Annotated in this window: 17 protein-coding genes and 1 tRNA gene; 13 read left to right on the top strand and 5 right to left on the bottom strand. The window is 46.5% G+C overall.

Features of this window, described 5'->3' with window-relative positions; genetic code table 11:
* Positions 1-11: 11 nt before the first annotated feature.
* From CALK_RS01240 to CALK_RS01225, 4 genes are read right to left on the bottom strand one after another with little or no spacing between them, the layout of a single operon-like run.
* The gene (locus CALK_RS01240) at positions 12-1,277 is read right to left on the bottom strand and encodes a DPP IV N-terminal domain-containing protein (protein ID WP_022635817.1); all 1,266 of its coding nucleotides are present in this window, start codon (positions 1,275-1,277) and stop codon (positions 12-14) included.
* 1 nt (position 1,278) lies between these two features.
* The gene (locus tag CALK_RS01235) at positions 1,279-2,085 is read right to left on the bottom strand and encodes an energy transducer TonB (protein ID WP_022635816.1); all 807 of its coding nucleotides are present in this window, start codon (positions 2,083-2,085) and stop codon (positions 1,279-1,281) included.
* Positions 2,086-2,502 (bottom strand): ExbD/TolR family protein, encoded by a 417-nt coding sequence (locus tag CALK_RS01230; RefSeq protein ID WP_022635815.1) that lies wholly within the window; start codon positions 2,500-2,502, stop codon positions 2,086-2,088. It lies immediately after the preceding gene.
* Positions 2,486-3,223, bottom strand: a complete 738-nt coding sequence (locus CALK_RS01225; RefSeq protein WP_022635814.1) for a MotA/TolQ/ExbB proton channel family protein — start codon at positions 3,221-3,223, stop codon at positions 2,486-2,488. The genes CALK_RS01230 and CALK_RS01225 overlap by 17 nt, the downstream gene beginning before the upstream one ends.
* Before the next feature lie 154 nt (positions 3,224-3,377).
* On the opposite strand from CALK_RS01225, the gene purB reads away from it, so the two are divergent.
* The 8 genes from purB to CALK_RS01185 all read left to right on the top strand — a co-directional run bounded on the left by purB (position 3,378) and on the right by CALK_RS01185 (position 15,964).
* A complete protein-coding gene (gene purB / locus CALK_RS01220) occupies positions 3,378-4,814 on the top strand; it encodes an adenylosuccinate lyase (RefSeq protein WP_022635813.1) in 1,437 nt (478 codons plus the stop codon).
* Between the two features lie 77 nt (positions 4,815-4,891).
* Positions 4,892-5,698, top strand: coding sequence for a hypothetical protein (locus CALK_RS01215; protein WP_034636171.1), 807 nt, complete (start codon positions 4,892-4,894; stop codon positions 5,696-5,698).
* Positions 5,699-5,841: 143 nt separating this feature from the next.
* Entirely contained in the window at positions 5,842-7,509 is a 1,668-nt protein-coding gene (locus tag CALK_RS01210) for a two-component system sensor histidine kinase NtrB (RefSeq protein ID WP_162146684.1), read from the top strand.
* Positions 7,510-7,585: 76 nt separating this feature from the next.
* Complete coding sequence (locus CALK_RS01205; RefSeq protein ID WP_022635810.1) at positions 7,586-8,626, top strand: phenylalanine--tRNA ligase subunit alpha; 1,041 nt, start codon at positions 7,586-7,588, stop codon at positions 8,624-8,626.
* Between the two features lie 17 nt (positions 8,627-8,643).
* Positions 8,644-11,067, top strand: coding sequence for a phenylalanine--tRNA ligase subunit beta (gene pheT / locus CALK_RS01200; RefSeq protein ID WP_022635809.1), 2,424 nt, complete (start codon positions 8,644-8,646; stop codon positions 11,065-11,067).
* Positions 11,068-11,150: 83 nt separating this feature from the next.
* Positions 11,151-13,514 (top strand): glycosyltransferase family protein, encoded by a 2,364-nt coding sequence (locus CALK_RS01195; protein ID WP_022635808.1) that lies wholly within the window; start codon positions 11,151-11,153, stop codon positions 13,512-13,514.
* Positions 13,487-14,701 carry a glycosyltransferase gene (locus CALK_RS01190; protein ID WP_034636169.1) on the top strand — a complete coding sequence of 405 codons (1,215 nt, stop codon included), beginning with the start codon at positions 13,487-13,489 and terminating at the stop codon, positions 14,699-14,701. The genes CALK_RS01195 and CALK_RS01190 overlap by 28 nt, the downstream gene beginning before the upstream one ends.
* Before the next feature lie 30 nt (positions 14,702-14,731).
* Positions 14,732-15,964, top strand: a complete 1,233-nt coding sequence (locus tag CALK_RS01185; protein WP_022635806.1) for a mechanosensitive ion channel family protein — start codon at positions 14,732-14,734, stop codon at positions 15,962-15,964.
* A 170-nt stretch (positions 15,965-16,134) separates the two neighbouring features.
* On the opposite strand, the gene CALK_RS01180 is transcribed toward CALK_RS01185, so the two are convergent.
* Complete coding sequence (locus tag CALK_RS01180; protein ID WP_022635805.1) at positions 16,135-18,222, bottom strand: N-acetylglucosamine-1-P-mutase; 2,088 nt, start codon at positions 18,220-18,222, stop codon at positions 16,135-16,137.
* Positions 18,223-18,430: 208 nt separating this feature from the next.
* Here CALK_RS01180 and CALK_RS11855 point away from each other — a divergent pair, with 208 nt between their 5' ends.
* From CALK_RS11855 to CALK_RS01155, 5 genes are all read left to right on the top strand, one after another.
* Positions 18,431-20,434, top strand: coding sequence for a peptidase U32 family protein (locus CALK_RS11855; protein ID WP_022635804.1), 2,004 nt, complete (start codon positions 18,431-18,433; stop codon positions 20,432-20,434).
* Positions 20,431-21,042: an RdgB/HAM1 family non-canonical purine NTP pyrophosphatase gene (gene rdgB / locus CALK_RS01170; RefSeq protein ID WP_022635803.1), complete on the top strand. Its 612-nt coding sequence runs from the start codon at positions 20,431-20,433 to the stop codon at positions 21,040-21,042. The genes CALK_RS11855 and rdgB overlap by 4 nt, the downstream gene beginning before the upstream one ends.
* Before the next feature lie 23 nt (positions 21,043-21,065).
* Positions 21,066-21,141, top strand: a tRNA-Ala gene (locus CALK_RS01165).
* 239 nt (positions 21,142-21,380) lie between these two features.
* On the top strand, positions 21,381-23,858 hold the full coding sequence (locus CALK_RS12500) for a polysaccharide deacetylase family protein (RefSeq protein WP_022635801.1): 2,478 nt from the start codon (positions 21,381-21,383) through the stop codon (positions 23,856-23,858).
* Between the two features lie 185 nt (positions 23,859-24,043).
* On the top strand, positions 24,044-26,185 hold the full coding sequence (locus CALK_RS01155) for a polysaccharide deacetylase family protein (RefSeq protein ID WP_022635800.1): 2,142 nt from the start codon (positions 24,044-24,046) through the stop codon (positions 26,183-26,185).
* Positions 26,186-26,190 lie beyond the last annotated feature (5 nt).

The raw sequence follows: 26,190 nt of genomic DNA, 5'->3' as shown, positions 1-26,190 counted from the left end.
CAAACTCCTTTTTAGTTACCTCGAGTCCATGCGGGCATGCCCCCAGAACCACTGGTTGTTATTTTTACAGCCGCTCCGTCTTCAACACGAATCAGCCAAATATTACTTGCACCTGCATGCTGCGTTTGAAATGCTACATGCGCTCCATCGGGAGACCACGAGGGATACTGATGGTTTCCCGGTAGCTCCTTTGTAAGATTCACTTCACCACTTCCATCTGCTGCACTCATAAACACATCAAAGCGACCATCGCGGCGAGATGTATAGGCGAGATAGTCTCCTTGAGGAGACCAGGCAGGGGAGTCGTAGTAGGTTCCTCCATAGGTAATTCGCTCCACCGATTCACCATCACGGGTCACGGTATAGATTTGTGGAGTCCCACTCCGATCTGAAATAAAGGCAAGTCGGTACCCGTTGGGAGACCACGACGGAGCAATATCAATGCCCGGAGAATGTGCAAGGTGCCTCAAACCCGTACCATCGCGGCGAATAGAATAGATATCCATGCTCCCCCGATGAGAGGAGGCAAAGGCAACCCGATCACTACTGGGGCAGTACGATGGGGACGACTCAACCCGTCGAGATGCGAAAAGAGGTTTTCGCGTACCATCACGGAGATTCCCGGCATAGAGATCTGCCTTACCCCGTTCATATCCAATCCAAAAAAGATCGCCCTCTACTCCAAAAGCAGGCATAATATTAAGTTCACCTCGTGTCACAACACGTTGATTATGACCATCGTAATCAATACGAAAAATATTACGGCCCCGTTCATCCCGGTCAACATAGTAGATGTAACTGCTAAACGGCCCTGTTTCTCCAAATAATCGTTCGTACACCGTATCAGAAAAACGATGCGCCACGCGTCGCGCTCCCGTAGCGGTATATCGATACCGACGCTGCTGTATCACATCATCACGAAAAGCATCAACCAAGCGCACCGTTAGATCGATGGTATCATTCTCAATACGATAATACCCATCAAGGTACATGGCAATAAGACTATCCTGAAACACAAGCGTATCAAACTCCTGCACCGATTCAAAATATCGAAACCGAGGAGAAAAATCCATATTGGCTGCCATAATCTCATCGGGGCGATTTTCAGTAAGTGATATATCCCCACGATTCTCAAAGGGAAACACAGCAATACCAACGGCGTCATCTTCTAACATACGTGACTCAACATGCACTTCTCGCGCTATCACAACAACACTGCTTAACAGGAGAACCCACAGAGCATACAGCCCACTCGTTATAACTCTATTTTCCTTCATATTATACCTCCGGAATTAATCGATACACCACACGGAGCTCCGGCTCACGATAGCCTGACGGAAGAGGGCGAAACTGTTCAACCCTTTGCACCGCTTGCATCGCTTGTCGGTCCAATACACGATTCCCAGAACTTTCCAGCACACGAAGATCACGAAATGACCCGCTTCGCTCAATTGTAAAGCCCACAACAACAAATATACTTTCATCACGTACGGTGGGACGCCAATTCCGCCGTACTTGATTTACAATACTTGCAATATACCAGTCATAGGCAAAGCCCTCTTCCACTTGTACTTCCTGAACATCTGCCGCAGATTCTGTATCTTGACGAGCAAGAAGCTCTTCAAGATCCCGCATATCATCCTCTGGCTCAGGTTCCGGCTCTGGCTCAGGTTCCGGCTCCGGCTCAGGTTCCGGCTCCGGCTCCGGCTCAGGTTCCGGCTCCGGCTCAGGTTCCGGCTCAGGCTCAGGTTCCGGCTCAGGCTCAGGTTCCGGCTCAGGCTCTGGTTCCGGCTCCGGCTCAGGTTCCGGCTCAGGCTCTGGTTCCGGCTCCGGCTCAGGTTCCGGCTCCGGCTCAGGTTCCGGCTCAGGCTCTGGTTGCGGCTCAGGCTCGGGATCTGGCTGCGGAGCTTCCAACAGAGAAAAGGTCTGAGGTCGTTCGTACTGTTGCGGACGATGAAACAGAAGCATTGCCACAGGAATAATACCGATAAGCAAGAGGTGCAATATAAAAGAAGCAACCACAAAGGAGAATACAACCCCCTTTTCCTGCGGATCTGCCTTAGTAATAAGGGTCCGTTTCACCACCTAATCCTCTTTTAAAGGCTCTGTTAAAAAACCGAGGTTAACCACCCCCGCATTTTGAATTTCTGAAATGAGGCGCATAACAACCCCGTACGGAACCTCCCTGTCAGCACTGAGATAGACCGGTGTAGCCAGATCTCCCGCAAACACCTGTGCAAACTCGCGGGAAAAGGAACGAAGCGAAACGGGTCGTTCGTCTATATAGATATCTTGCTCCTTGGTAACCACCACCTGTATTACTCGCTCTGGAAGCTCAACAGCTTCTGACTCAGTATCCGGCAAATCAACCTGCACCCCCTGTGTCATCATGGGGGCTGTTATCATAAATATGATAAGCAGGGCAAAAACCACATCAACCAGATTTGTTATATTTAACTCACTGATCGATTTATTGCGGCGTCTCTTACGTCGTTTGTTCATGAGCAGTGTCCTTTTTCCCCTTTGCATAGAGCATATTAAAAAGCTCCCGCTTCAGGTTTAGCAATAGATGATCGCTAAACTCCTCTAACTCATCCTCTATTCTTTCGACTTTATGGTTGAAAATATTATAAAAAACAACCGCCGGAATAGCCACGGCAAGCCCCACAATGGTAGTAATCAAAGCAGCAGAAATACCCGGAGCAACAACAGCAAGGTTTGCTGAAGCCTGTTCTCCTATTTCATAAAACGCAAGCATAATACCCCACACCGTTCCGAAGAGCCCCAGAAAGGGTGCCACACTACTCACCACGGCCAGAAGGTAGAGTCCCCAATCCTGTTTTCGCGCAAGGCGTCCCACTTCTGCATCAAGACGTTCCCGAGCCATGTAAAATTGATTTTGCAAATAGAATGACCAATCACTGACCCCCTTATGCAACCGAGCATCACGAATAATTCGTTTAAACTCCTCCACGGTCATGCGCCCCAATTCTCCCGCAGGAGACTCGGCACTATCATGGGCAACGGAACTCAAATCGCGAATACTTTCCAAGGATGAAAAAAATGAAATAAACCGTTTATTGTGTCGTCGCACCGAGGCGAGTACAAAAAAACGATTAACAATAATCCCCCAGGAAAAAACAGAGAAGATGAGTAATAGAAGAAGCACAGCCTTTGCCATTGCTCCGGAATCCATAATTAAATGCAACGCAGGAATATCCATACTGTCAGCCCTCCTGTGATATTTTCAGTCTAAAGATATATAACGGTGCTTCGCACATTAAAACACTTTATGAATGTTTTTCAAAAACAAATAAGAGCCAATCTGAAGGCACAACATATTTTATACAAAATTTCATTGGAGAGGAGACAGAGAGATGGATACATCCCAATATGCAAGCCCCCTTATTGAGCGATACGCCTCACGAGAAATGTCATACTTTTTTTCTCACGATTTTAAATTTGGCACGTGGCGAAAAATATGGATTGCCTTGGCTGAAGCTGAACAGGAGCTGGGGCTCCCCATTACGGATGCGCAAATTACAGAAATGAAGGAACAGGCCGGAACAATTGATTTTGCGCGAGCTGCGGAGTGGGAAAAGAAAACGCGCCACGATGTCATGTCCCACGTACACACCTATGGGGAGGCCTGCCCCACAGCGCGTCCCATTATTCACCTTGGAGCAACCAGTGCTTTTGTCGGCGACAACACTGATATTATTCAGATTAAAGAAGCCACCCGACTGATTATCCAGCGACTCACCATGCTGATTGACGCCTTAAGTGAGTTTGCCCGGGAATATAAAAATCTCCCCACCCTTGGTTTTACTCATTACCAACCGGCACAGTGTACCACTGTAGGAAAGCGGGCAACCCTCTGGATTCTTGATTTATCCATGGATTTAGAAGATCTCATCCGGTTTTATGAGACCCTTCCTTTTCGTGGGGCCAAAGGCACCACGGGAACACAAGCGAGCTTTCTCAACCTCTTCAATGGCGACCATGCCAAGGTAAAACAACTCGATGATATGATTACCCAAAAGATGGGATTTTCACGAAAACTCCCTGTGAGCGGCCAAACGTACACTCGAAAAATCGATGCACAGATCTCGGCACTTCTCTCTGGGGTGGCCCAATCAATCCACAAAATGGCAAATGATATTCGCCTTTTAGCAAATCGTAAAGAGATTGAAGAACCCTTTGCAAAAAACCAGATAGGCTCCTCAGCCATGGCGTACAAACGCAACCCCATGCGCAGTGAACGCATGACTGCCTTGGCACGCTTTATCATATCCCTTGCCTCATCTCCTGCCATGACTGCAGCAGAACAGTGGTTTGAACGTACCTTAGATGATTCAGCAAACAAGCGCCTTGCCATAGCCGAAGCATTTCTTGCAACCGATGCAATTCTTACCATTGGCTTGAACGTTTCCAAGGGGCTCGTGGTGTACCCCAAAGTTATTGAGAAAAATCTTCGTGAAGAGCTCCCCTTCATGGCCACGGAGAACATTATCATGGAAGCTGTTAAAAAAGGCGGTGACCGCCAAGAGCTACATGAACAAATTCGCGTACACTCCATGGAAGCAGGAAAACGCGTAAAGCTTGAAGGAGAAGAAAACGATCTGCTTGCACGTATTGTGGCAGACCCTCTGTTTAAAATGAACGATACAGATATGGCGCGGATACTGAATCTCAAAGATTTCATTGGGCGAGCACCGGAGCAAACCGACGAATTCCTTTCTGAATACCTTGCTCCCATCCTGTCACACGGAAAAAAGTTTGGAAATATAGACGAGGTAGAACTCTCCGTATAAGATCTTCTTTTTTTCTTGCAGGTATCGGTGAATCATCCTACTATATGGACGATTCACCTTTTTTTTCGGGAGAAAAAATGCTGAAACACCACCATATCGTTATGATACTTCTCCTCCCGTTGCTACTCTCTGCCGAGACCTCAGACCGCCACTACTGGGAAGGTATTTCCCTCTTTGAAATCGGTGGATCCCTTCCTGTAGAATCTTACACAGCACACTCCCCCGCAGTTGACATCTATGGGCAAATCCCTCTCCACATGTCATCCAATCGCTATATAGCTTCAGGCATATTGTATCGCAGAGATATTTTGCTGAACGAATCTCGCCTGCACAGTGCTCAGGTCGGACAAGTCATTGCAGTAGTAAACCAGGGACTTCGAAACAACCTCCACCTCTATAGTGAATACAACGGAGGAATCAACAGCCTTTGGGACTCCCCCCAGAAGGGACAATCGCACTTCATACTCTCTTTTCTCGGACAACACAGGGGGGACACCTACCTTCGTCTGGGTGCAGCATTTCTCTATGAATTTGAAGAGGGAGCTCTCTTTCCAGTAGTCGGAGTGAGCCATGCCTTTTCACCAACCATCCGTGCCGAACTTCTTGTTCCGCGCCACATTATACTCAAAAAGAGCCTCTCTCCGCTCTGGGAAGGGGGAATAAAAAGCTCGTACCACCGACAAAAAAACAGTTTTTCCGGCACCCAGATTACCACACAGGAGTATTTCAAAAACGGTGTATACACCGATCGTATTCTTGTTCAAGACCTGCTTATTCGTGCAAAAGGAGGAGTTCTTCTTTTTGTAGATAAGGAAACCGATGGCGTCCCCCTCGACCAAGATCAACGCTTTTTCTTTCGCCTCTCTCTTCGATGGAGGGTGTAAATGAATGCATACCAAAATATCCTGCTGGTAACATCGGGAATTTTACTCGCCGTGGCGCTTTTTTCTTTCTCCTGTCGGAGAAGTATCGCAAGGATAAAGCCCACACGTACTTCTGTTTTACCTGCCTACCGGCCGCGCTCTACATGGCACTTCTTTACCACATCTACCATGTCGGGCCGCATACCCATAGCTATACCCTGCGTGTACTCCACCTTATAACTCTCAACATCTCCATGATCTATTACCCCTTAGTAATTCACCAAATTATTCAAAGACCTCACACACAAACATACACTATCCTGGCACGATCTTTGGCTGGAATAACGATACTTCGCATACTCCTCGGATATACCCTTGGTTACGGAACAGATATTCTATTCACACAAACGATACTCCCCTGGGGAGAAACAATCTATCTATTCCATGAAGAAACAGAACCGTTGAAACTTATCCATAACATACTCTTCATTGCCATGGTGGTGTATACGGGCAGTATTATTCACCATGCACACCGCCATAATGCCAAATGCCCCCCCACCTTATTTCCCCTTCATACACTCTTTCTCATCACCCTCTCTGTGGATGCTCTTTTTCTCAATCATACCATAAGCATGATCCAATTAACTCCATTCATTACGGCAGGACTCTTTGGTGGCATTGCCGTTATATTGGGAAACAAAATGAATGAGGGACTCCTCCAAAAAGAGCTCCTCTTTGAACGAAATCAACAGCTCTCACAACTCTTAAACAATGATGACATTGGCATCTTCACCAAAGACCGGAACAGTCGTTTTGTCCTACCGGGAAAACATATCTGTAAGATACTTAACAAAACAGAAAAGGAGGTACAGGGAAAAACCATACAGGACTTTATCCCCTTCCACGAAGCAGCCCGCATCCACAAGGCTGATAGCTACATACTGCAAACCGGTGCAAGTGACGAGTTTGAAGAAGAGTTCTCCTATGGGGGCAAAGAACACTCCTACCTCACCTATAAATCTCCCTTAAGAAATAAAGATGGTACAATTCAGGGGTTAATTGGGATATCCATCAATCGAATGCCGCAAAAGATAATGCAGGAAAAAATAGCACAGGTAGAAAAATTTACCTCCTTAGGGGAGCTTGCCGGTGAAATTGCGCACAACTTTAATAACCAACTCACCAGTATTCTCGGCTATGCAGACATGCTCCTGGCAAGCGAAGAGTTTCACAGAAAGTCCGTAGAAGACATTATTTCCATTGCAGAATCCACCTCCCAATATATTCGTCAGCTCCTCGATTTTTCTCAGAAAGGTACAAGAGGAACCGATAAGATTTTTCTTTCTGCCCTTATTACAGCAACCCTCGAACACCTCTATCTCCCGCCTGAGGCAGCCATTACAGTTCATACCTGTATAAGCCATCCTGATATGTGCGTGGAGGGACATCGGGCAAATCTTCAAAATGCCTTGACCAATATCTGCGTAAACGCCCGGGACTCACTTACAGAGGAGGGTGAAATTACCATTGCTGTTAAACGAACCTACCTTAATAAACCACAGGCAAAACTTCTTGCACTCTCAGAAGGGTTTTATGCCCACCTCATTGTAGAAGATACGGGGAGCGGTATTCCTCGGGAAATACAAGAAAAAATATTCACTCCATTCTTTACCACAAAAACCAAAGACCGAGGTACCGGCTTAGGGCTCTCCTCTGTCTACAAGACCGTCAAGGCACATAAGGGGGGGATTATTCTCTATTCTACCCCCGAAGAAGGCACGACCTTTGAAATATATCTCCCCGAGTATTGCTCATCCTCCTCAGAGAGTTGAGGGAAATTATCTTCCCCGCAGAACGCTGAATTATGTATTTTGTCCAGTACTACAACTCTATACGAAACGGGATCGTATGCTGGATAGACTACAAAAACTTTCAAAACAGTTTGAAGCTGAGCTGGGCGAAGCAGCGTCCCAGGCAGATATTCTTGCGGTTAAAGCAAAATACATTGGTAAAAAAGGTGAGATCAGTTCCATCCTCAAGGGGATGAAAGATGCCTCACCTGAGGAAAAGAAAACCGTGGGCAAAGAGTCAAACAGGCTGAAGCAAGAGATGCATAAAGCCATTTCTCAAGCGCTCTCAGAGAGAGAAAAACAGGAAATTGAAGAACAGCTTCGGCAGAATCGACAAGACATCAGCCTCACAAAATCGCTCTTGGGACAGCGCCATCCTGCGGCGTATCATCCGGTAACAATAGTACAGAGAGAGATTGAGGATATCTTCACGTCCATGGGGTTTACCATTCTCAACGGCCCGCACATTGAAGATGACTACCACAATTTTGAAGCCTTAAACATACCAGAGACCCATCCTGCCCGTGATATGCAGGATACCTTTTGGTTCTCCGACATGAAACATCTTCTCCGAACCCATACCTCTCCCATGCAGGTTCGGGGCATGGAAACCCATACAGCCCCCTTTAAATTTGTCTGTCCGGGAAAGGTGTTTCGCTGTGAAGATACAGATGCATCCCATGAAATGGTTTTCCACCAACTTGAAGGCATGATGGTGGGGGAAAACATCTCCGTGGCAAATCTCATCTACTTTATGAAAGTGCTTCTTGCTGAGATATTTGGCAAGGAAGTGGAAGTACGCCTTCGCCCAGGCTATTTCCCCTTTGTAGAACCCGGTTTTGAATTGGACATAAAATGCCTTATCTGCGGTGGTTCGGGCTGTTCTGTCTGTAAACAAACTGGATGGGTAGAACTGCTTCCCTGCGGCATGGTACATCCAAGAGTGCTTGAATATGGGCAGGTTGATACAGATAAATACAACGGTTTTGCCTTTGGACTTGGCCTTGACAGGTTGGTAATGATGCGCTACGGTATTGATGATATTCGATATCTTCACAGCGGTGATCTTCGTTTTGGACAACAATTCTCAGAATACTAGAAATAAAGGATACCCCCATGGATATATCTCTACAATGGATTCGTGATTTTACGGATATTCCCTCCCTTCCTCCTGCAGAAATTAGTACACGCTTCACCATGGCAACCTGCGAAGTCGAAGCGGTACAGGAGGTTGGAGCCTATATGGAACAGGTGGTGGCATCAAAAGTAACCGATATTACCGCACACCCTGATGCTGACAATCTACAAATTGTTACAGTTGATGCAGGACAAGCGCACCATAGTGTAGTCTGCGGTGCTCCCAATGTACACCGAGGTATGCTCGTTCCCTTCGCTCCTGTTGGAACGACCCTCCCCGGCGGGTTCACCTTGGTGCCAAAGAAAATTCGCGGCGTGGAGTCTCAGGGAATGCTCTGTGCAGAAGACGAACTTGGCCTCGGTACCTCCCACGAAGGGCTACTCTCTCTTCCTGAAGACACCCCCCCGGGAACCCCCTTGCACAGCATATACGGTGTGAGCCGCGATGTACTTCTCGATATTGACAACAAATCGATTACCCATCGCCCCGACCTCTGGGGGCATTTCGGAATGGCACGGGAGTTTGCGGCTGTGTTTAATACCCCGTTACAAAATCCCTTTACCCCGGAGTGGTGTGAAGAACTACGCCAACTCGGAACGGGAAAGGCCCCCGTACAGCTTCACGTAGAAGAAGATTCAGCTTGCAAAGCCTATTTGGGACTCTCCCTATCGGGTATACAGATAAGCCAAAGTCCACAGTGGATGCAGCAACGTCTTACGAACTGCGGCATCCGTCCCATAAATAACATCGTGGATATATCAAATTATGTTATGCTGGAACTGGGCATCCCCCTGCATATTTTCGACCGCGACCATATCACAGACAATACGATTCGCGTAGAACGGCTTAAAGAAGAGATATCCTTTGAGACCCTTGACGGGGAAATTCGCTCCCTTAAAGCTGGAGACACCGTTGTATCTGACGGGGAAAAGCCTCTTGTTATCGCCGGCATTATGGGAGGCGCAAACAGCGGTGTTACGGAAGACACAGAAACCATTTTTATTGAGGTTGCTAATTGGAAAGCCAGCGAAGTCCGTACAACCTCTGCACGGATCGGCCTACGCACAGATTCATCTCAGCGGTATGAAAAGTCTCTTGACTCACAGCTTCTTGAAAGAACACTTCTTCGTACTCTTGAGCTCGTACGCTCACAATGCCCCCATGCTGTAGTAGAAGGGGCTATACAAAAAGGCGGGGCTGATCTCAGCACCCCCTATACCCCGCGTGTTATCACCGTATCCACAGACAAAATCTGTGCTATTCTCGGAAAAGAAATCTCCCGTGACCACATTGCAGAGATTCTTACAAAACTCGATTTCTCCCTTAAAATAGAGGAAGACCTGTTTTCCATAACAGTTCCTTCCTATCGTGCAACCAAGGATATTGAGTGCGATGCGGATATTATTGAAGAGGTAGGACGAATTATCGGATATGACAATATCGCCCCTGTTCCTACCTACGAGACGATCCGCCCCCTTCGTCCTGCCACGGAGATTCAATTTACCCGTAAACTCCGCGATTTTCTTGTGTTACGAGGAAATCTCATTGAAACCATGACCTACCCCATGATCGGAAGATCTCTCTTAGAAAAAGCGGATTGGCATGAAAAAAATGAATCTCTCACCTTAAAAAATGCTCTCTCACGGGACCATGAAATTATGCGCCCCAGCGTTGTCCCCTCTCTGTTAGAAATGGCGGGGCAAAATGCAAAGAATTTCCCTCGCTTTTCCGCCTTTGAAATTGGAAGACAGTATCAAAACGATAAAGATAATTTCTCTAAAGAGGAAACAGTTGTAACCATCGCTCTATATGATAGAAACGAAAACCGTTTCATTGAATTGCGAAATCTCCTTGAAGAATTGATACGCTATCTTGCCATTCCAGTTACCCTTAACGAGCCTCGGGAGAAATTTCCCAATGCTCTGGTCCATCGAGAATGGACCGGCCTTCATCCCTATGAAACCCTCGATATTAAAACCATGGGGAAAAACAAGGGATTTCTCACAACACTTCATCCGTTGATGGCACGAACCTTTAAAATAAAAGGAACTCTTTCCATGGCAGTTATGTCTATCCAAGAGTTACAAAGCCTGAAACCCCGGGAGAAGGTTCGGTATACTCCTCTTCCCAAATACCCCGGTTCAACCTTTGACTGCACCCTTCGTACCCCGCACCACACATCGGCTGATACGGTTGTACGGGCAGTGGAACGTCTCAAGATACCCCATGTGATATCGGTAAAAGTTGCTGATGTATTTTCCCTCAACGATGCGGAAAAAGCCGTCACAATTCAGACCAGCTTTCTGAATCCGCAGGGAACCTTGGACCATGAGTTTTTGGAAACACAACAGGATAAAATTGTTGCTGAATTAGAAACAGCAGGGTTTCCTCTAAAAGTCTAGAAAGGGGGGATACCCCCCTTCTTGACACACCACTTTCCCCATTCATTATTTTATGATAATCACGTTTCTGCAAAAGGATTGGTATGCTTAAAAACTCGCCAAAGACAGTGCACACTCTCTGTATCGCCGTGTTTGCCCTCACAACCCTCGTTCTCTTTCATGAATTTCTCTTTGATAGCTCAACTATCTTGGCAGACCAACACAGTGACCGTATTAAGGATTTAGGCAAAAAGCAGTCCTTTCAAACAACCTTACAGAACGAGGGGGAGTTTTCCCTGTGGAACCCCGCAGTTCTCGGAGGAATGCCCACGGTCGATGCTACAGCAGGGGATATTATGTACCCCCTCTCCCTTCCGTTTTATAAAACCACCCCCCTTGTTCGGGCAGAGGGGATTAAAATGGTACTCCATGTGTTTCTTGCGGGAGTTACCATGTATCTCATGCTGTTCTACTCCTTCAAGATGAAGCCTCTTGTTGCGTTTATGGGAGGTATGTTCTACATGCTGAACCCACAATTTTTCTCCCATGTGCATCCGGGACATGATGGAAAAATGTTTGTTATTGCCTTACTCCCGCTTATTGTCTGGTCTCTACGTTCTCTCCTGGCACGACCAACCCTCTTTAAGACAACCCTCCTTGGCACCGCCATCAGTATGGCTCTATTTACATCGCACATTCAAATGACCTATTTCATGCTCTGGGGGCTCTTTGCCTACTGGGTATACGATAGCTGGGTGAGATATACGGAAACAAAAGAACTCTCTTCCCTTATTTCACGTGCCGGAGCATTCTGGGGGGCCATGGGTATTGTCCTTATTATCGGGGGGATACAACTCTACCCCGCCTTTTCTTTTGTCATGGATGGCCTTTCCGTACGGGGAGAAGATCGCGGTATCGACTTTGTTGCCACATGGAGTTTACACTGGCCTGAATTCTTTTCTCTATGGGTTCCCGAATTCGGGAATTGGTTGGAGTATTACTGGAGTGAAAACCCCTTTAAATTAAATACGGAGTATGTTGGCGCCGTGGCAACACTTTTGGCTTTTCTTGCCCTCTATACACGGCCGACCAAGACCCGTTTTTTTTGGTTTGGTGTTGGTCTATTTTCAGTGCTTCTCAGTATGGGCACCCACACTCCACTGCTCACCCTTGCCTATCACACCATACCGGGGGTGGATAAATTTCGTGCTCTGAGCATGATCATGTTTTGGTACTCCTTTGCTGTGGTTCTCCTCAGTTGCCTGTTTCTCCAAGATCTTTTCACCGGGTATTATACAAATCTTGCCGAAGCGCAAAAAAAACGGGTGGAACGTACCCTCTATGCTCTCATGGGGGTATCGCTGTTTCTTTTGATACTCTTTAGCAATGAAGGCTTTGTGTATGGGCTTCTCTCTCCTCTTACGGAAACCCTTCCTGAAAAAGAACAAATCTTTCGAAGAAATTTTTCTGATAATTTTACGGGAGCTCTCACAGGATGGTTTCTCATAACCATGACTGCTCTTATCACCATACTCCTTCTCATACAGAAAAAACTTGGGCGATATACCGTTTTAGCCATTCTCCTTGTAATGGGCTGCATCGACACAATTCGTGTAAACAATAAATTTATAAAAATTGAAGACGCAACCCCCTATACTGCAAGTGACCCGCAACTGAATGCCTTAGCTGAAAAGATGGAGGATGAACCCTTTCGCGTATTCTTTTTACCCGGCTTCACCAGGATACAAAATATTGCCGGAATTTACGGGTTAGAAGGTGTCGATGGGTTTCACGACAACGAGCTCGCATGGTATCGTGAGTTTCGCGGTCAGGGAGGTAGAAATTATCTCATGCCCTTTATGGACCAACGAGGAGAAGGCCTTAATTTTCAACAGCTTCCCTTTGGAAGTAATCGCTTGAATATAGCGAACTGCCGCTACTTCATTCTTCGTACACGTGAAGGTTTTCTTCCTGTGGAAAATCAAAACTATCTCCCACGCCTTTCCTTTACAACCCACTATGAAGTGATGACAGAACAGGAAATACAAACCACTCTTGAACAACCAGGGTTTGACGCCCGTTCTACGGTGCTACTCCAGGAAGAACCTCCAATTCCATCACGGAAAACAGAATCTTCTGAACTTCAAACCAAATGGAAGCGATACACCCCGAATACACGGAAGGCGCGTATAACAGCCCCTGACGAGGGAATTCTACGAATATCCGAAGTGTACTATCCCGGATGGGAAATATATCTCAACGGGGAAAAACAGGATATCTACCAAAGTGATCTCGCGTGGATGGCTATCACCATACCGGAGGGAACCCATGAGATAGAACTACGGGCAACGTCCCCCTATCTCGATACCATTCTTCCCCCATTTCGTATTCTCGTATTTCTCATGGGCGGATACTGGGTGTATCTTGGTGGAGCATTTCTTTGGAAACGCTACGGAAACGTACGGTGAAAGTCCTTACTCTCACCCACGTGTTTCCGAGAACACATGAAGATGCGGTCGCCCCGTTTCTTTGGAACTACCATGAGGCGGTGGCTCACTTAGGCGTTGAATACGTTGTACTTGCCCCCCATCAAGCAGGGCTTTCACCTTGTGAGAAACAGGGAACATGGCATGTGCAACGCTTTCAGTATGCCCCCGAAAAATGGGAGCGTTTAGCCTATACGGGACAGATGCATGAGCTCGTTTTGAAAAACCTTTGGAACAAGGTACTTTTCGGAGCATATATGGCCACTTGTTTTTTCAAGCTATGTCGTATCCTGCGAAAAGAACGGTTTGACCTTGTACACGTCCACTGGTGGATTCCCTCAGGGTTTATCATGTATTTAGCCTCCTTCTTTCATAGAACCCCCTATGTTATTACAACGCATGGAACCGATGTGTTTATTTTAAAAAAATTCCCCCTTCTTACGCACATTGCCCGCCCCGTCTTTAAGAAGGCGGCACGTGTTCAGACTATCTCTACGTATGTACAAGACCTCACCATGAATATGTTTTCTTTGCCGGCAAGAAAGACCCTGCGAATTCCCATGCCAATCCGTGAAGAGCAGTTTCCTCTCTCACCTCCACGGTTTTATGGGGGCACAAAACTTCTCTGTATCGGGCGGCTCATCAAACGGAAAGGGGTGCACGTCCTTGTAGAAAGTCTCGCCCTGCTTCCCCCTGAATACGAACTTACCATTGTGGGGACCGGTCCTGAAGAAACATCACTCTCTGAGCAAATGAAGCGACTCAAGGTAGAACACCGAATCCGCCATATCCGACAGCTTTCTCCCAAGGATTTAAGCACAATCATGGGAGAATCAGATATTTTCATACTGCCCTCTCTCACCGACTGGAAGGGCGAAACCGAAGGACTCGGTATGGTGCTCTTAGAAGCCCAGCGCATGGGTCTGGCACTTATCGCCTCCAATTCCGGCGGCATGACCGATATCGTCATCCATGAGGAAACGGGGTTTCTTTTTCCAGAAGGAGAGAGCAACGCCTTGGCCCAGCAGATTACTCGATATCGATGCCAAGATACACATCGAGCCATGGTGGAAGGAGCGCAAAAACGCTATGAACACTTCTACTCCCGGACAGCCATTGCCGAACAAACCTACGCCATGTATCAGGATATCTGTTCCCACGGGGAGTAGTATCGCCCCTGTACAATATAAGGATCAATCATGTTTTCCAACATATATTCTTTCTTGCTCACCCATGAAATCCCTGCTGCAGAACAGATAAGCGCGTTGCTGATTCTCCTTGTTTCTCTTGGCACTGCAATCTGCGTCTTTTTTATTTCCCGGACACTCATTCTCCCCAGTATCGGACGAATCGCGGAACGTACTCCCGTTCGCTGGGATCAGATCTTACTTAAATTTCGGTTTTTCAAACGACTCAGCAGACTTTTCTCCGCCATGCTTTTCCTCTTTCTCAGCCGCCATTTTCTTCCGCCCGACACACCGTATCTTGTACTTCCCACTTTGATTACCCATGTTTATATTGTATATGTTACAGCAACACTTCTGTTCGCCCTGCTCAACGCCAGTATCGTTTATTATGAAAGCGTACCCTTTTCACATCAAATTCCTCTGAAAGTATTTACGCAAGTCATTAAAATTGTTGTAGTACTTTTTGCTCTTATTATTACGGCATCACTCATACTCCAAAAATCACCCCTCATCCTTCTTAGCGGGTTAGGAGCATTAACAGCAGTATTGATGCTTGTGTTTAAAGACCCCATCCTTGGATTTGTCGCGGGTATTCAACTTTCTGCAAATAAAATGCTTGCCGTGGGAGACTGGCTGGAGATGTCAAAATATAGTGCCGATGGTACCGTTATCGATATCACCCTTACCACCGTTAAAATTCAAAATTGGGATAATACCATCACGACAATCCCCACCTACTCACTCATATCAGACTCGTTTAAAAACTGGCGCGGTTTACGGGAGATTGGAGGGCGACGTATATCCCGCAGCATTTTTATTGATCTCTCAACGATTCACTTTCTGAGCAAAGATGAATTACAACAACTAAAGAGCATTGATTTACTCTCTCCTTATTTTTCCCAGAAACTTCGTGAAGTTCACACTCCCACTGTGGAAACCCCATCACCAGAGAATCTGAACGAACGGCATCTGACAAATATCGGTACTTTTCGCGCATACCTTTCGGCCTATATCAGTCGGCACCCCGACATTGAAACCGGCCTCCTCCACATGGTACGTCAGCTTGAACCCACAGCCCAAGGCCTTGCCATACAAATATACGCATTTACAAAAGACATTCGTTGGGCCTCTTACGAGGCAATTCAAGCAGATATTTTTGACCATGTGTTTGCCGCGGCGCCGCTGTTCAATCTGCGGCTCTATCAAACCCCCTCCGGCGAGGATATTCGTACCATCAGTAGATGAGAAAAACAACTCGCCACCCAGCATATGGCATACAAAAAGAATCAGCTCCTCTTCAGACACGTCCTCCGAAGACCCCTCTAAGCATCACAAAGTTGATAAAAAATCTGAGCTAAACAAAAAAGGCGGCCCACTGAAATCAGATGGTCCGCCCTGTTTATTCCTGGTATATCCTATTTGCTGGAGACCGTACGTCCTTCTACGTGAACAACGCCCTCTTTTTTCATACCGTGTAATACGGCAAAAAGATCAGTTTCCGATACTTCTTTTCCTGCATTCTCCAGGAGACTCAGCACATCATCAACACTGGTTGAACCACTTGCCACGGCATCTTTCACCGTTTTTTCACAAAAATATTCTACGGACGACGTGTTTTTCATCACTGCAATATGAAACCCTTGTACACGCGTTCCAATTTTGCTAAGAACCCCCTTATACTCCTGCTGTCCCTTCACATACACCGCGTTTTTATCCTCTGTACCGCTATTTCGTGCAAAGAGAACACCTAAAAGAGCGTCACCGCTCATAATATTTGCATAGAGCACATTGATATCTTCCTTTTCCTCATAGGATACTTGTACATCCCCAGGCAGATGCCCCTCTTTTTTAGCTGCGGCAACCTCCTCTTCTATGAGATCAACATCCTGTTTCCAGATATCACTCCCCCGATAAAAAAGAGATTTATCCACAAAATAGGTGTATAAGGTTTCGGAAAATCCCGGCTCAAAGGGTGTCAAGATCTCTTCTCGGTATAGATTGAGTTCTTTTACCGCTGCAAGAGTTATCAAACCCGTGAGAAGCCCTACACCGGAGAGAAGCTCTTGCGACTCCCCCGCATTATTTTCTACTTCAATGGGGAAGATGAGGTGCCCTGATATTTCAAGACCGACTAAGAGTTGTCCTTCAGAAAAGTTTCCAATCCACTTGTCTCCCACAGCTACAACTTTTTTATTGAGCCCCAGATTTTTCTCCGCAGCATTTGCGGTCATAATATCTGATTCGATTGTTGAAATAAACCAAGTGTTTTTTGGATCAGCGCCTTTTTTCTCTATGAGATAGCGTGCAAGGATATACCCACATTTATCACCGTCAAGAACATGTACGGCATCGCTATCTTTATCATAATACAGCAAAAATCCCCGGTCACCGTCACCATCTAGGGGAACACCCCAAACCTTTCCACTTCCTTCAGCGCGGCCACGGTCAAAAAGTTCCTGCACAAAGGGAATATGTGCATCATACTCCTGCGCTGTAAAGAGTTCTGTTCCTTCTATCTCTGCGACACCACATTCGCGATTGATATTATCACCTCGAGGTGTCTCATTTGTACAGGCAAAGTTGACCTTAAGCTCTTTTAACAAAGCAGTTCCGATGGTGTGAGTCGCCCCATTGGCAGAATCAAAAACCAAGGTACACTCCTGCAAGATGGATTCCATCGAATCAGGAAGCACCTGCTTCATGAAGTTCCGAGCCTCATCTTCAACATTCTGCTCTTCAACGGAGGCGCAGGGATCGGGCAGCTCTTCCAAACGGCAGTAGTTGAACATATAGGCAGATAAGGTGTAATCTCCCAGGTCTCCCTCGGGCAGAAGCTTTGCACCATCAATAAAAAACTTAATTCCATTCTGATTAGACGGGTTGTGAGAAGCAGTGAGACACGCCCCGCCCCGAAAACTATTTTGCAGCATTTTCAAGGGTATAATAGCGGTAGGAACCACCCCAATATCCAGCACATTGATTCCCGCACGAAGAAACCCATCACGTACGGCAGTAATGAGTTTCCACTCATAGGCCTTATCACGACCGTCGTTTCCAACCACAAAGGTATCGCCGGGCCGTGCGATTTCATTTCGTTTTAAAATTTCTGCAAAGGCGAAGGAGGTAATTCGAACTAAATCGGGCGTAAAGGCATTATCAGATAAAAGCGCCGCAATAAAATCTTTATGGGGGTTTAACACTACTTTTCCACGAATACCATCGGTACCCATAAAATTCACCCGCCCCATCATGAGAGCTGTTTTTTGACGCTCCCCCGTATCAGGCTCCGTAGAAGAAAGATAGAGCGATACGGCCTTTTGCATATCAATTAAGACAGGCGTTCCGTATTTTTCAAAAAAATCAGACAAGAGTAACTCTTCCAAAGCCGACTCTGAACCGTCGGGAAAAAGATCGGCCCGTGAACTCCGGGAAAGAAGGGTTCCTGTCTCCAAGGAGTCAACGAGAAAGATCTTCTGAGCGATTAATTCATCTAAGCGGGACATTGTTTTTTTAAGAGCTTTTCCAGGGCTGCTACATCCATCACGTACCTCTTTACAGTTTGTGTCATTTACTTACTGCGTAGAATATAATATTTTACTGTGTGGCGTGGGTACTTCATGCATGAAGACTGTTCACGGCAGAAGAGAAAAACGAAGAAACGGTAGAATACCCAGTCCGTATTCATACCCCAACCAAAAGGATAGTGCAACCATGCCAGAAAAAAAACCGGAGCTTCTTGCCCCCGCAGGATCTATTGAATCATTCCATGCGGCCCTTGATGCGGGTGCCGATGCGGTCTATCTTGGCATGGGAGACTTTAACGCCCGCCAGAGAAGCACCCTCTTAACCCCCAAAACCCTCAGCTACCTTATACCGGCAGCTCAGAAACAGGGAGTACGGGTTTACATCACCCTCAATACTCTTGTAAAAGATGGGGAAATACCCGCCTTTATACAACAATGTAACACCCTCCACGATTTACAGCCCGATGCGGTTATCGTACAAGATCTCGGCATGGCTGCCATGATGCAGCGCCACTTTCCCCACCTCGAACTCCACGGAAGTACGCAGATGACCCTGCATACTCTGGGTGGGTTTGAAGCGGCAAAACGCCTGGGTATTCGCCGCGTGGTGCCGGCCAGAGAACTCTCTTTGCGTGATATTTATAAGATTCGCAACAAAACAGATCTTGAGATAGAGCTCTTTATCCACGGTGCTCTCTGTTACTCCCTCTCGGGAAACTGTTTGGCCTCAAGTTTTATTGGAGGTCATTCCGGAAACCGCGGGCGTTGCAGAATGGTGTGTCGACGCCCCTTTACGGCAGGGCGAAGAAAGGGGTTTTACTTTTCACCGAAGGATTTCCAAGCCCTTGACTACATTGATGAATTTCGCACCATCGGCATCGATAGTTTGAAAATTGAAGGGCGAATGAAAAACAGCTCCTATGTATATGCTGTTACCTCTGCCTATCGGGCATATCTTGATGGAGAAAAGGATCGTGCTGAAACCGAGGCAGCCTTGAAAGGTGATTTTGGTCGTCCCAAAACCGACTTCCTCCTCTCCGGTCCACAGGCAACAGGTATTGTCTCTGCCGGTGCTCCCCTCGGCACGGGGCTTTCCGCAGGAAAAATTATTGGAAGCATGGGCTCATCCTATATATTTGAACAGGGAGAGCACCCCTTGGTGGAAGGGGACAGCCTTCGCTTTCAACCTCAGAACGGCCAAGAAGGAATCTCCTGTAAACTGCTCTCCTTGAAAGAAAATAGTTCCGGTTTTTCCACCATCACCTTGCAAGGAATACAGGGTGAAAAAGAGGGGGAGCTTTTTATTATTTCCCGCAAGGACAAACGGGAAAAGAAATGGCGCACAACACAGGTAAGCTGTACGCCACGAACTCTTTCCCCCCATCCACGAGTAAGCGCCAAAATGGTAATGAAGCCCCTTGACCACCCAACTCCGAAAGCAGAAAAGAAAAAGCTCTATCTACGCTTTGATGATCCGAACTGGATACAACACCTCACGCCCTCCATGGGTACCCTTATCTGTTCTCTCCATATTCAGGGCTCAAAGCAATTACATCCGGAGAAAATTCCTGCGGGAATACGGAAAAAGATGATACTGTCTCTTCCTCCGTATATTGCTGAAAGTGAAACAGGAGCATGGAAAAAAAGAATTGATTCATTGAAAAAAGCAGGATTTTCTCGCTGGATGCTTGGTAATATTGGTTTTATATCCTTCTTTGATCTTTCTCAGGATACGCTCTATGCAGACTATTCTATCTGGACCGTAAATAGATACACCCAAAAAGTATTGCATGACATGGGCTTTTCTGCATTTATGTATTCCCCAGAAGATGATATTTTAAACCTAAAACGCACCGGTTCATCCCGGGGTATTATGCCCGTATTTATGCGAATACCCGTTTTTGTTTCACGCGTACGCCCCACCGTTTCTGTGCAGAGCGTTGTAGAAGACAGCGACGGGACGCCCTATGGACTCCATCAAAATGATGGCTTGACTCAGTTGGTCAGCCAGACGCCCCTAGCTCTCACCCATCGTATTAAAAAATTAACCGAGTGCGGTATATCCCAATTTCTTATTGACCTCAGTTTTTATCCCCCCGATAAAAAAATGGTTGATAGAACTGTCACGGCTGTTCAACGATCATTGAAACTAGAGGGTGACCTTTTTAACCATAAACGAGGATTGAAATGAATCTTATTATTGCCAGCGGTAACCAGCACAAAGTGCGAGAAATTCGGGACTATCTTTCCCCGCGAATCCCTGCACTGCAGATCTCATCTCTTAGGGACCTCTACTCTTCAGTCCCAGATATCCCCGAAACAGGAACAACCTTTGAAGAAAACAGTTTGCAAAAAGCACGCTGGCTGTATGCAAAACATTCGGGGTGGATCATAGCTGATGATTCAGGTTTGGAAGTCAATGCTCTGCAGGGAGCCCCGGGAGTTTACTCTGCGCGCTACGCAGGCGAGCCATGCAATGATTCGGCAAATAATGCAAAGTTATTGTCAGAGCTCAGTGGTGTTGCCCCGGAAAAACGAACAGCCCGCTACCGTGCGGTAATAACCCTTCTTTCTCCTGAGAATAAGGCTCATACCTTTTCCGGCTCCTGTGAAGGCACCATCGCAGAAACCCCCTCCGGCACGGAAGGATTTGGATATGATCCACTCTTTATTCCCACAGGATACACACGGAGTTTTGCTGAATTAGGAGACAAAATCAAAGAAAAGATCAGCCATAGAAGTAGTGCCTTACGTGCCATGGCAGAAAAATTTCCACAATATCTTGCATTTTATCAATAGAGCATATATATTGTGTCACGTTTGGGGCTGTAGCTCAGTTGGGAGAGCGCGACGCTGGCAGCGTTGAGGTCAGGGGTTCGAACCCCCTCAGCTCCACCATTACTCACCATTTTCCCACCTCTTCTTTTTGTTTCTTTCTCTTGATAGAGTCACCGTGTTTAGGTTTTACTCTTTTTTCACAACCCCTTCGTATTACCTCTCTATTCTTTGATATAATGAGCAAAAACCACGCATTTCCCTCCTCTGTTCGTTTCAACAATCTTTTTTCGGTATTATCTAAATCAAAACGAATGGGTAATGCGTATATTAGGGACATACAGTTTTTTTTCGGAGGTTTTATGAAATACCTATCTGTACTCACCGCGATGCTTCTTTGTGCAGTATCGCTATCCTTTGGACGCGCTCATTCCCTATCGGCGCCGGTCAACAATCCACCACAACTTATTGTGTTAGGGTCGGATGATAATACCAGCACTGAAGGGATGGAGTGGATTGTAGAGTATCTCGCATCAAAAACACATGCCGACGGCACCCCCCTGCGCATGTCCTTTTACTCAAATACCTTGAGAGGGTGGGACGATGCTCAAAGTGACCTTGTTCAAATTCATGCTCGTGCCTACCAAGATGGACATGAGGTTTCTTCTCACACGCATGACCACATGTACTTTTTAAACACAGCACCAGAGGTGTGGTCAAGTGAAGAACAAGGCATGATTGAGAACCCCGATTATCGCTATAGAGCATCACGGGACTCTATCCAAGCAATGATTGAAAAAAACATCGAGAAACTAAAGATGGCAGGTGTTCCCCGTGAGCATATGCAGGGATTTCGCGTTCCTTATCTCGCATTCACTGACCCTGCCTTTACTGAGATTAATAATGCGGGCTTTGTTTACGATCACTCAGTAACAGAAAGCCAAGGCGGTCCTGCTGGAAACAACTGGCCGTATACCATGGAAAACGGGGTACGGAATGAGCCCTGGTATATGCAAAATTACGATGTGCACGTGGGAAGTCATCGCGGCCTGTGGCAGCTACCTGTGTATTCCTTTCAAGCGCATCCCGATGACTGGGGGTACCTGCAAGAGCAAGCCAGCTGGAACACTGAGGGAGAAATCACTGGTCTTGACTACAATATGTGGGCAAATCCAGAAGGCGGTCATAAACTGAACAAGACCCAATCTATCAATGCATTAAAATATACCCTCGATCAATCCCTGGAGGGAACGAGAGCACCAATGACAATTGGGATGCACTCGCAATACTATGTTGATGACTACGATGCGAGTGGTTTCCCCCACATGGAAAATTATCAAGATCGCCGTGAAGTAATTGAAGCATTTATTGATTACGCTCTCACGAAAGATAACGTGTGGTTTGTAACTGGTGCTCAAGTAATTCAGTTCATGGAAAACCCCGTCTCTGCTTCATCTTTTGACCCAGATAATTATACGTGGGAAGTTGATGATGACCACGGTGACGATGATGATGACCACGGTGACGATGATGGTGATCATGGTGATGACGACGGTGATTTTGATGTCTACACCGAACTTCTTGGACGTGCATCATGGAGTTCATGGGCTGATGATTTTGGCACAGGATCTGAAGCGAATGTGGATGACGCCGATGAGATGAATGTTATCCTGGAACTTACTCAAGGAGAAAAACCAGAAGATGACGATGACTGGCCCAGTGCGTCCGCAACGGCCTCTGTGGCAGAGACCTTTGACGGCGTTACTCATATAGAGATCTCTTATACAGCTGATGCCTCTTTCACCGTTGGTGTCGGAACCGATGCCCAAGGTTTTTCTACAGAAGTCTCTGCAGGAACCAATGAAACTGAGACGATCGCCATTTCTGACCTTGACTATGTATGGGGTGATGATGAACTTATAATGGAAGATATTTCCGGGATTACCTTTGGAACAGTCGAAGAAGGACCTGTTGAAATCACGCTTACTTCAGTAAAAGTCATTGGCGTAGATTTCGACGACGATGACCATGGTGATGACGACGGCGACGATAGTGACGACGACCATGGTGATGACAACGGTGACACATCTCCAATCGATGTTGTTTCTTTCTATAGTAATATGGAAAAAGACAGTGATGCGGTTATTGTTGAAGATGACAACATCATAACCATTACCCGTCCTGAAGGTGAAGGAGCATGGGCCAGTGCAGGAATGTGGGTTACAGAAGACTTTACCTTGGAAAATGTCCGTCGTATCTCTGTTACCTACTCATCAGATGCTGATTTTGAAATACAGCTCCCCATGCCGGAAACCGGAGATGCCGGTACAGCTCACAGAATTTCTCTACCAAAATCTGAAGTGGAAACAACCATTGAAGTTGGAATTCTTGATTCCCGACAACCTTCATGGATCTCCTCTGATGACCGCTTTGACCTAGATCCTGCAGCGGTAGCATATCCTGCTATTGCCCTTGACAACGATGATTATACAGAAGAAGTGACCGGTACCATTACGGTAGAACAGCTTCAGTTTATCTACGAAGGTGATCCAGGAACACCCGATGATGGAACACCTCTTGTGACTGAAGATGTTTCGACCCGTCAGAGTCTGTCAATTGACGAAGTAACTCGTCAAGGTCTGAACCTTACAGTTCCTGAAAGCGGAACCTATACTGTTTCACTCTATGCTGCTGATGGACGACTGATACAAGAAGTATCACAAAATCTATCTGCCGGTGTAAATAGTATGAACTTTACAAATCGACTTTCCACAGGAATGTTTGTGGTACGTGTACACGGTCAGAACAAGAATGCTGTGTCCCGTCATATTCTTCGATAAGACGTCATACTTTTGACATTTTATCAAGCTTCCCTCCCTGTGAGGGAAGCTTTTTTTTTAAACATGTCCTATTATAGAGCACGCAGAAATTTATCAACCTTTTTTGCATATAATCTAAACCTTTTTTGTGAACATCAGAGTATATTCACAGAGCTACCCTTTTATAGGTAACGTTGGAGGTTTTTATGAAAGTGTGTATTTCTCTGGGCATACTGCTCTTTGCCCTTGTATCTGCCGGAACTGTCGCAGCTTCCGGTGCTCCCATTGACAATCCACCGCAATTTATTATTCTGGGATCAGATGATAATACCAGCGCAGAAGGAATGGACTGGATTGTAGAATATCTTGCATCAAAGGAACATGCTGACGGTACACCCCTGCGCATGTCATTCTATTCAAACACCGGTACCGCCGGAGGGTGGGTAGACAGAGACGGTGAGATTCACAATCAAGAGCTTGTTGACGCCCATGCGCGAGCATACCAAAATGGCCATGAAGTATCATGTCACGGCTATGGCCACCCCCACTATGTATCTGGATCTGCGTGGGAACGCGATGAAGATTGGAACATCATCGGCGATAATGAAGATCAAATTCGTTTTTCAAAAGAAGAGATTCGTGAAGATATAGAAAAAAATCTTGAGTTACTACAATTAGCTGGTGTTCCTCGTGAACACATGCGCGGTTTCCGTACTCCATACCTCGCGTTTTCCGATTCCGTTTTTTCAGTGGTTCGTGAATTGGGGTTTGAGTATGACTGTTCAGTGACAGAATCGCAGGGAGGTCCTGCAAAGCATGTTTGGCCATATGATATGGCCGACGGAATTATTGAGGGATCTGAAAACTCTTGGTGGATCACGGAACACGATACCCCCGTACGCAGCCACCCCGGACTGTGGCAACTACCGGCCTACTCCCTTGAAGCACACCCTGATGACTGGGAGTACCTGGAAGAGCTTGCCGGGTGGAACACCACTGGACAAGTAACTGGGCTTGACTGGAATATGTGGGCAGAACCAGAAGGCGGTGTGTTGTTTAATAAAGAACAATCAATAAACGCCTTAAAACATACCCTCGATGAAAAGCTGAACGGTACCCGAGCTCCCATGGCGTTCGGTATGCACTCACAATACTACGTGGATGATTATGATGCAGAAGGATTTCCCAATGTTCAGGACAGTGAAGATAGACGCGCTATTATTGAAGCATTTATCGACTACGCCCTCACAAAGGAAAATGTCTGGTTTGTAAATGGTGCGCAGGTTTTTGCCTACATGAATGACCCCGTTTCTGCTGATGAGTTCAACCCTGACGATTACGCCTGGTCTATTGAGGAAGAAGACAATGAAGCTCCCACAGATATCAGACTGAGCAATACCGTCATAGAGGAAGGACAAAAGAGTGTTGGAACAGTCACCGTTATTGATCAACCCGGTGATGTACATACCATAGAAGTTGTTTCCGGCCCCTTTTCTATTGATAATCGTTCTCTCTACGCAGAGGAAGATCTAGCCGTAGGAACCTATACTCTTATTCTCAAAGCGACAGACCAAGGTGGTCTTTCCTTAGAAAAGGAATTTACCATTGAAGTAGTAGAGCCAGCAGAATATACAGAATTGATTGGTATGGCTTCATGGGAAGGTGATTTCGATGGCTATGATACAGGTTCTGATGCCGTGGTAGAAGAAGAAGACGGTATTGTATCCATGATTCTGACGCAAGGTGAAAGCGATGGCGATGAGAATGAATGGGCCTGGGCCTCTGGCGCTGGGTATATTGATGGAGATCTTGAAGGCATTACCCATATTGAAGTGGTATACAGTGCCACAAAGAACATCACCCTCGGCCTTGGAACAGGTACCTATGGCTACAATGTATCCCTGGAGGCTGGAGAAGAAAAAACTCTTCGGGTTGCAGCAACAGAGGATGAATTCTCTCACGTGTGGGGGCCAGAAGATTTCGATCTTGCTGATTTTTCCGGAGTATCCTTTGGAACAGCTGAAGAAGGCAGTGTTGAAATACAGTTGTATTCGGTAAAACTCTTTGGATATTCCGAAACATCTCTTATTGAAGAGCGTGCCACGCAACCCGCATCACTTGCCATAGGTAATGTGCATCGCCACGGTCTGAGCCTCTCTACTCCACGAAGCGGCTCCTATACCATCGGTATTTATACCGCTGATGGTAGACGGATTTCCACCACGCAACAACAGCTCTCTGCTGGTGTTTCTGAGATCTCTTTTGACCAGAGACTCTCATCCAATGTTGTGGTTGTACGGATTACCGGTGAAGGGCTTGATGCCACAGCTCGCTATATGCTGCGTTAGTAGCA

The sequence above is a fragment of the Chitinivibrio alkaliphilus ACht1 genome, from assembly GCF_000474745.1.
Lineage (GTDB): Bacteria > Fibrobacterota > Chitinivibrionia > Chitinivibrionales > Chitinivibrionaceae > Chitinivibrio > Chitinivibrio alkaliphilus.
The sequence above is the reverse complement of the archived record's forward strand: the minus strand, read 5'-3'. Positions and strand labels throughout refer to the sequence as shown.

Excerpts from the sequence above, each read along its gene's own strand:
- CALK_RS01205 (WP_022635810.1), top strand. The coding sequence starts at position 7,586 with ATGCTGGATAGACTACAAAAACTTTCAAAACAGTTTGAAGCTGAGCTG.
- CALK_RS01185 (WP_022635806.1), top strand. The coding sequence starts at position 14,732 with ATGTTTTCCAACATATATTCTTTCTTGCTCACCCATGAAATCCCTGCT.
- CALK_RS01240 (WP_022635817.1), bottom strand. The coding sequence starts at position 1,277 with ATGAAGGAAAATAGAGTTATAACGAGTGGGCTGTATGCTCTGTGGGTT.
- CALK_RS01210 (WP_162146684.1), top strand. The coding sequence starts at position 5,842 with ATGGCACTTCTTTACCACATCTACCATGTCGGGCCGCATACCCATAGC.
- CALK_RS01230 (WP_022635815.1), bottom strand. The coding sequence starts at position 2,502 with ATGAACAAACGACGTAAGAGACGCCGCAATAAATCGATCAGTGAGTTA.
- CALK_RS01215 (WP_034636171.1), top strand. The coding sequence starts at position 4,892 with ATGCTGAAACACCACCATATCGTTATGATACTTCTCCTCCCGTTGCTA.
- CALK_RS12500 (WP_022635801.1), top strand. The coding sequence starts at position 21,381 with ATGAAATACCTATCTGTACTCACCGCGATGCTTCTTTGTGCAGTATCG.
- CALK_RS01155 (WP_022635800.1), top strand. The coding sequence starts at position 24,044 with ATGAAAGTGTGTATTTCTCTGGGCATACTGCTCTTTGCCCTTGTATCT.
- CALK_RS01195 (WP_022635808.1), top strand. The coding sequence starts at position 11,151 with ATGCTTAAAAACTCGCCAAAGACAGTGCACACTCTCTGTATCGCCGTG.
- rdgB (WP_022635803.1), top strand. The coding sequence starts at position 20,431 with ATGAATCTTATTATTGCCAGCGGTAACCAGCACAAAGTGCGAGAAATT.
- CALK_RS01225 (WP_022635814.1), bottom strand. The coding sequence starts at position 3,223 with ATGGATATTCCTGCGTTGCATTTAATTATGGATTCCGGAGCAATGGCA.
- CALK_RS01180 (WP_022635805.1), bottom strand. The coding sequence starts at position 18,222 with ATGTCCCGCTTAGATGAATTAATCGCTCAGAAGATCTTTCTCGTTGAC.
- pheT (WP_022635809.1), top strand. The coding sequence starts at position 8,644 with ATGGATATATCTCTACAATGGATTCGTGATTTTACGGATATTCCCTCC.
- CALK_RS11855 (WP_022635804.1), top strand. The coding sequence starts at position 18,431 with ATGCCAGAAAAAAAACCGGAGCTTCTTGCCCCCGCAGGATCTATTGAA.
- purB (WP_022635813.1), top strand. The coding sequence starts at position 3,378 with ATGGATACATCCCAATATGCAAGCCCCCTTATTGAGCGATACGCCTCA.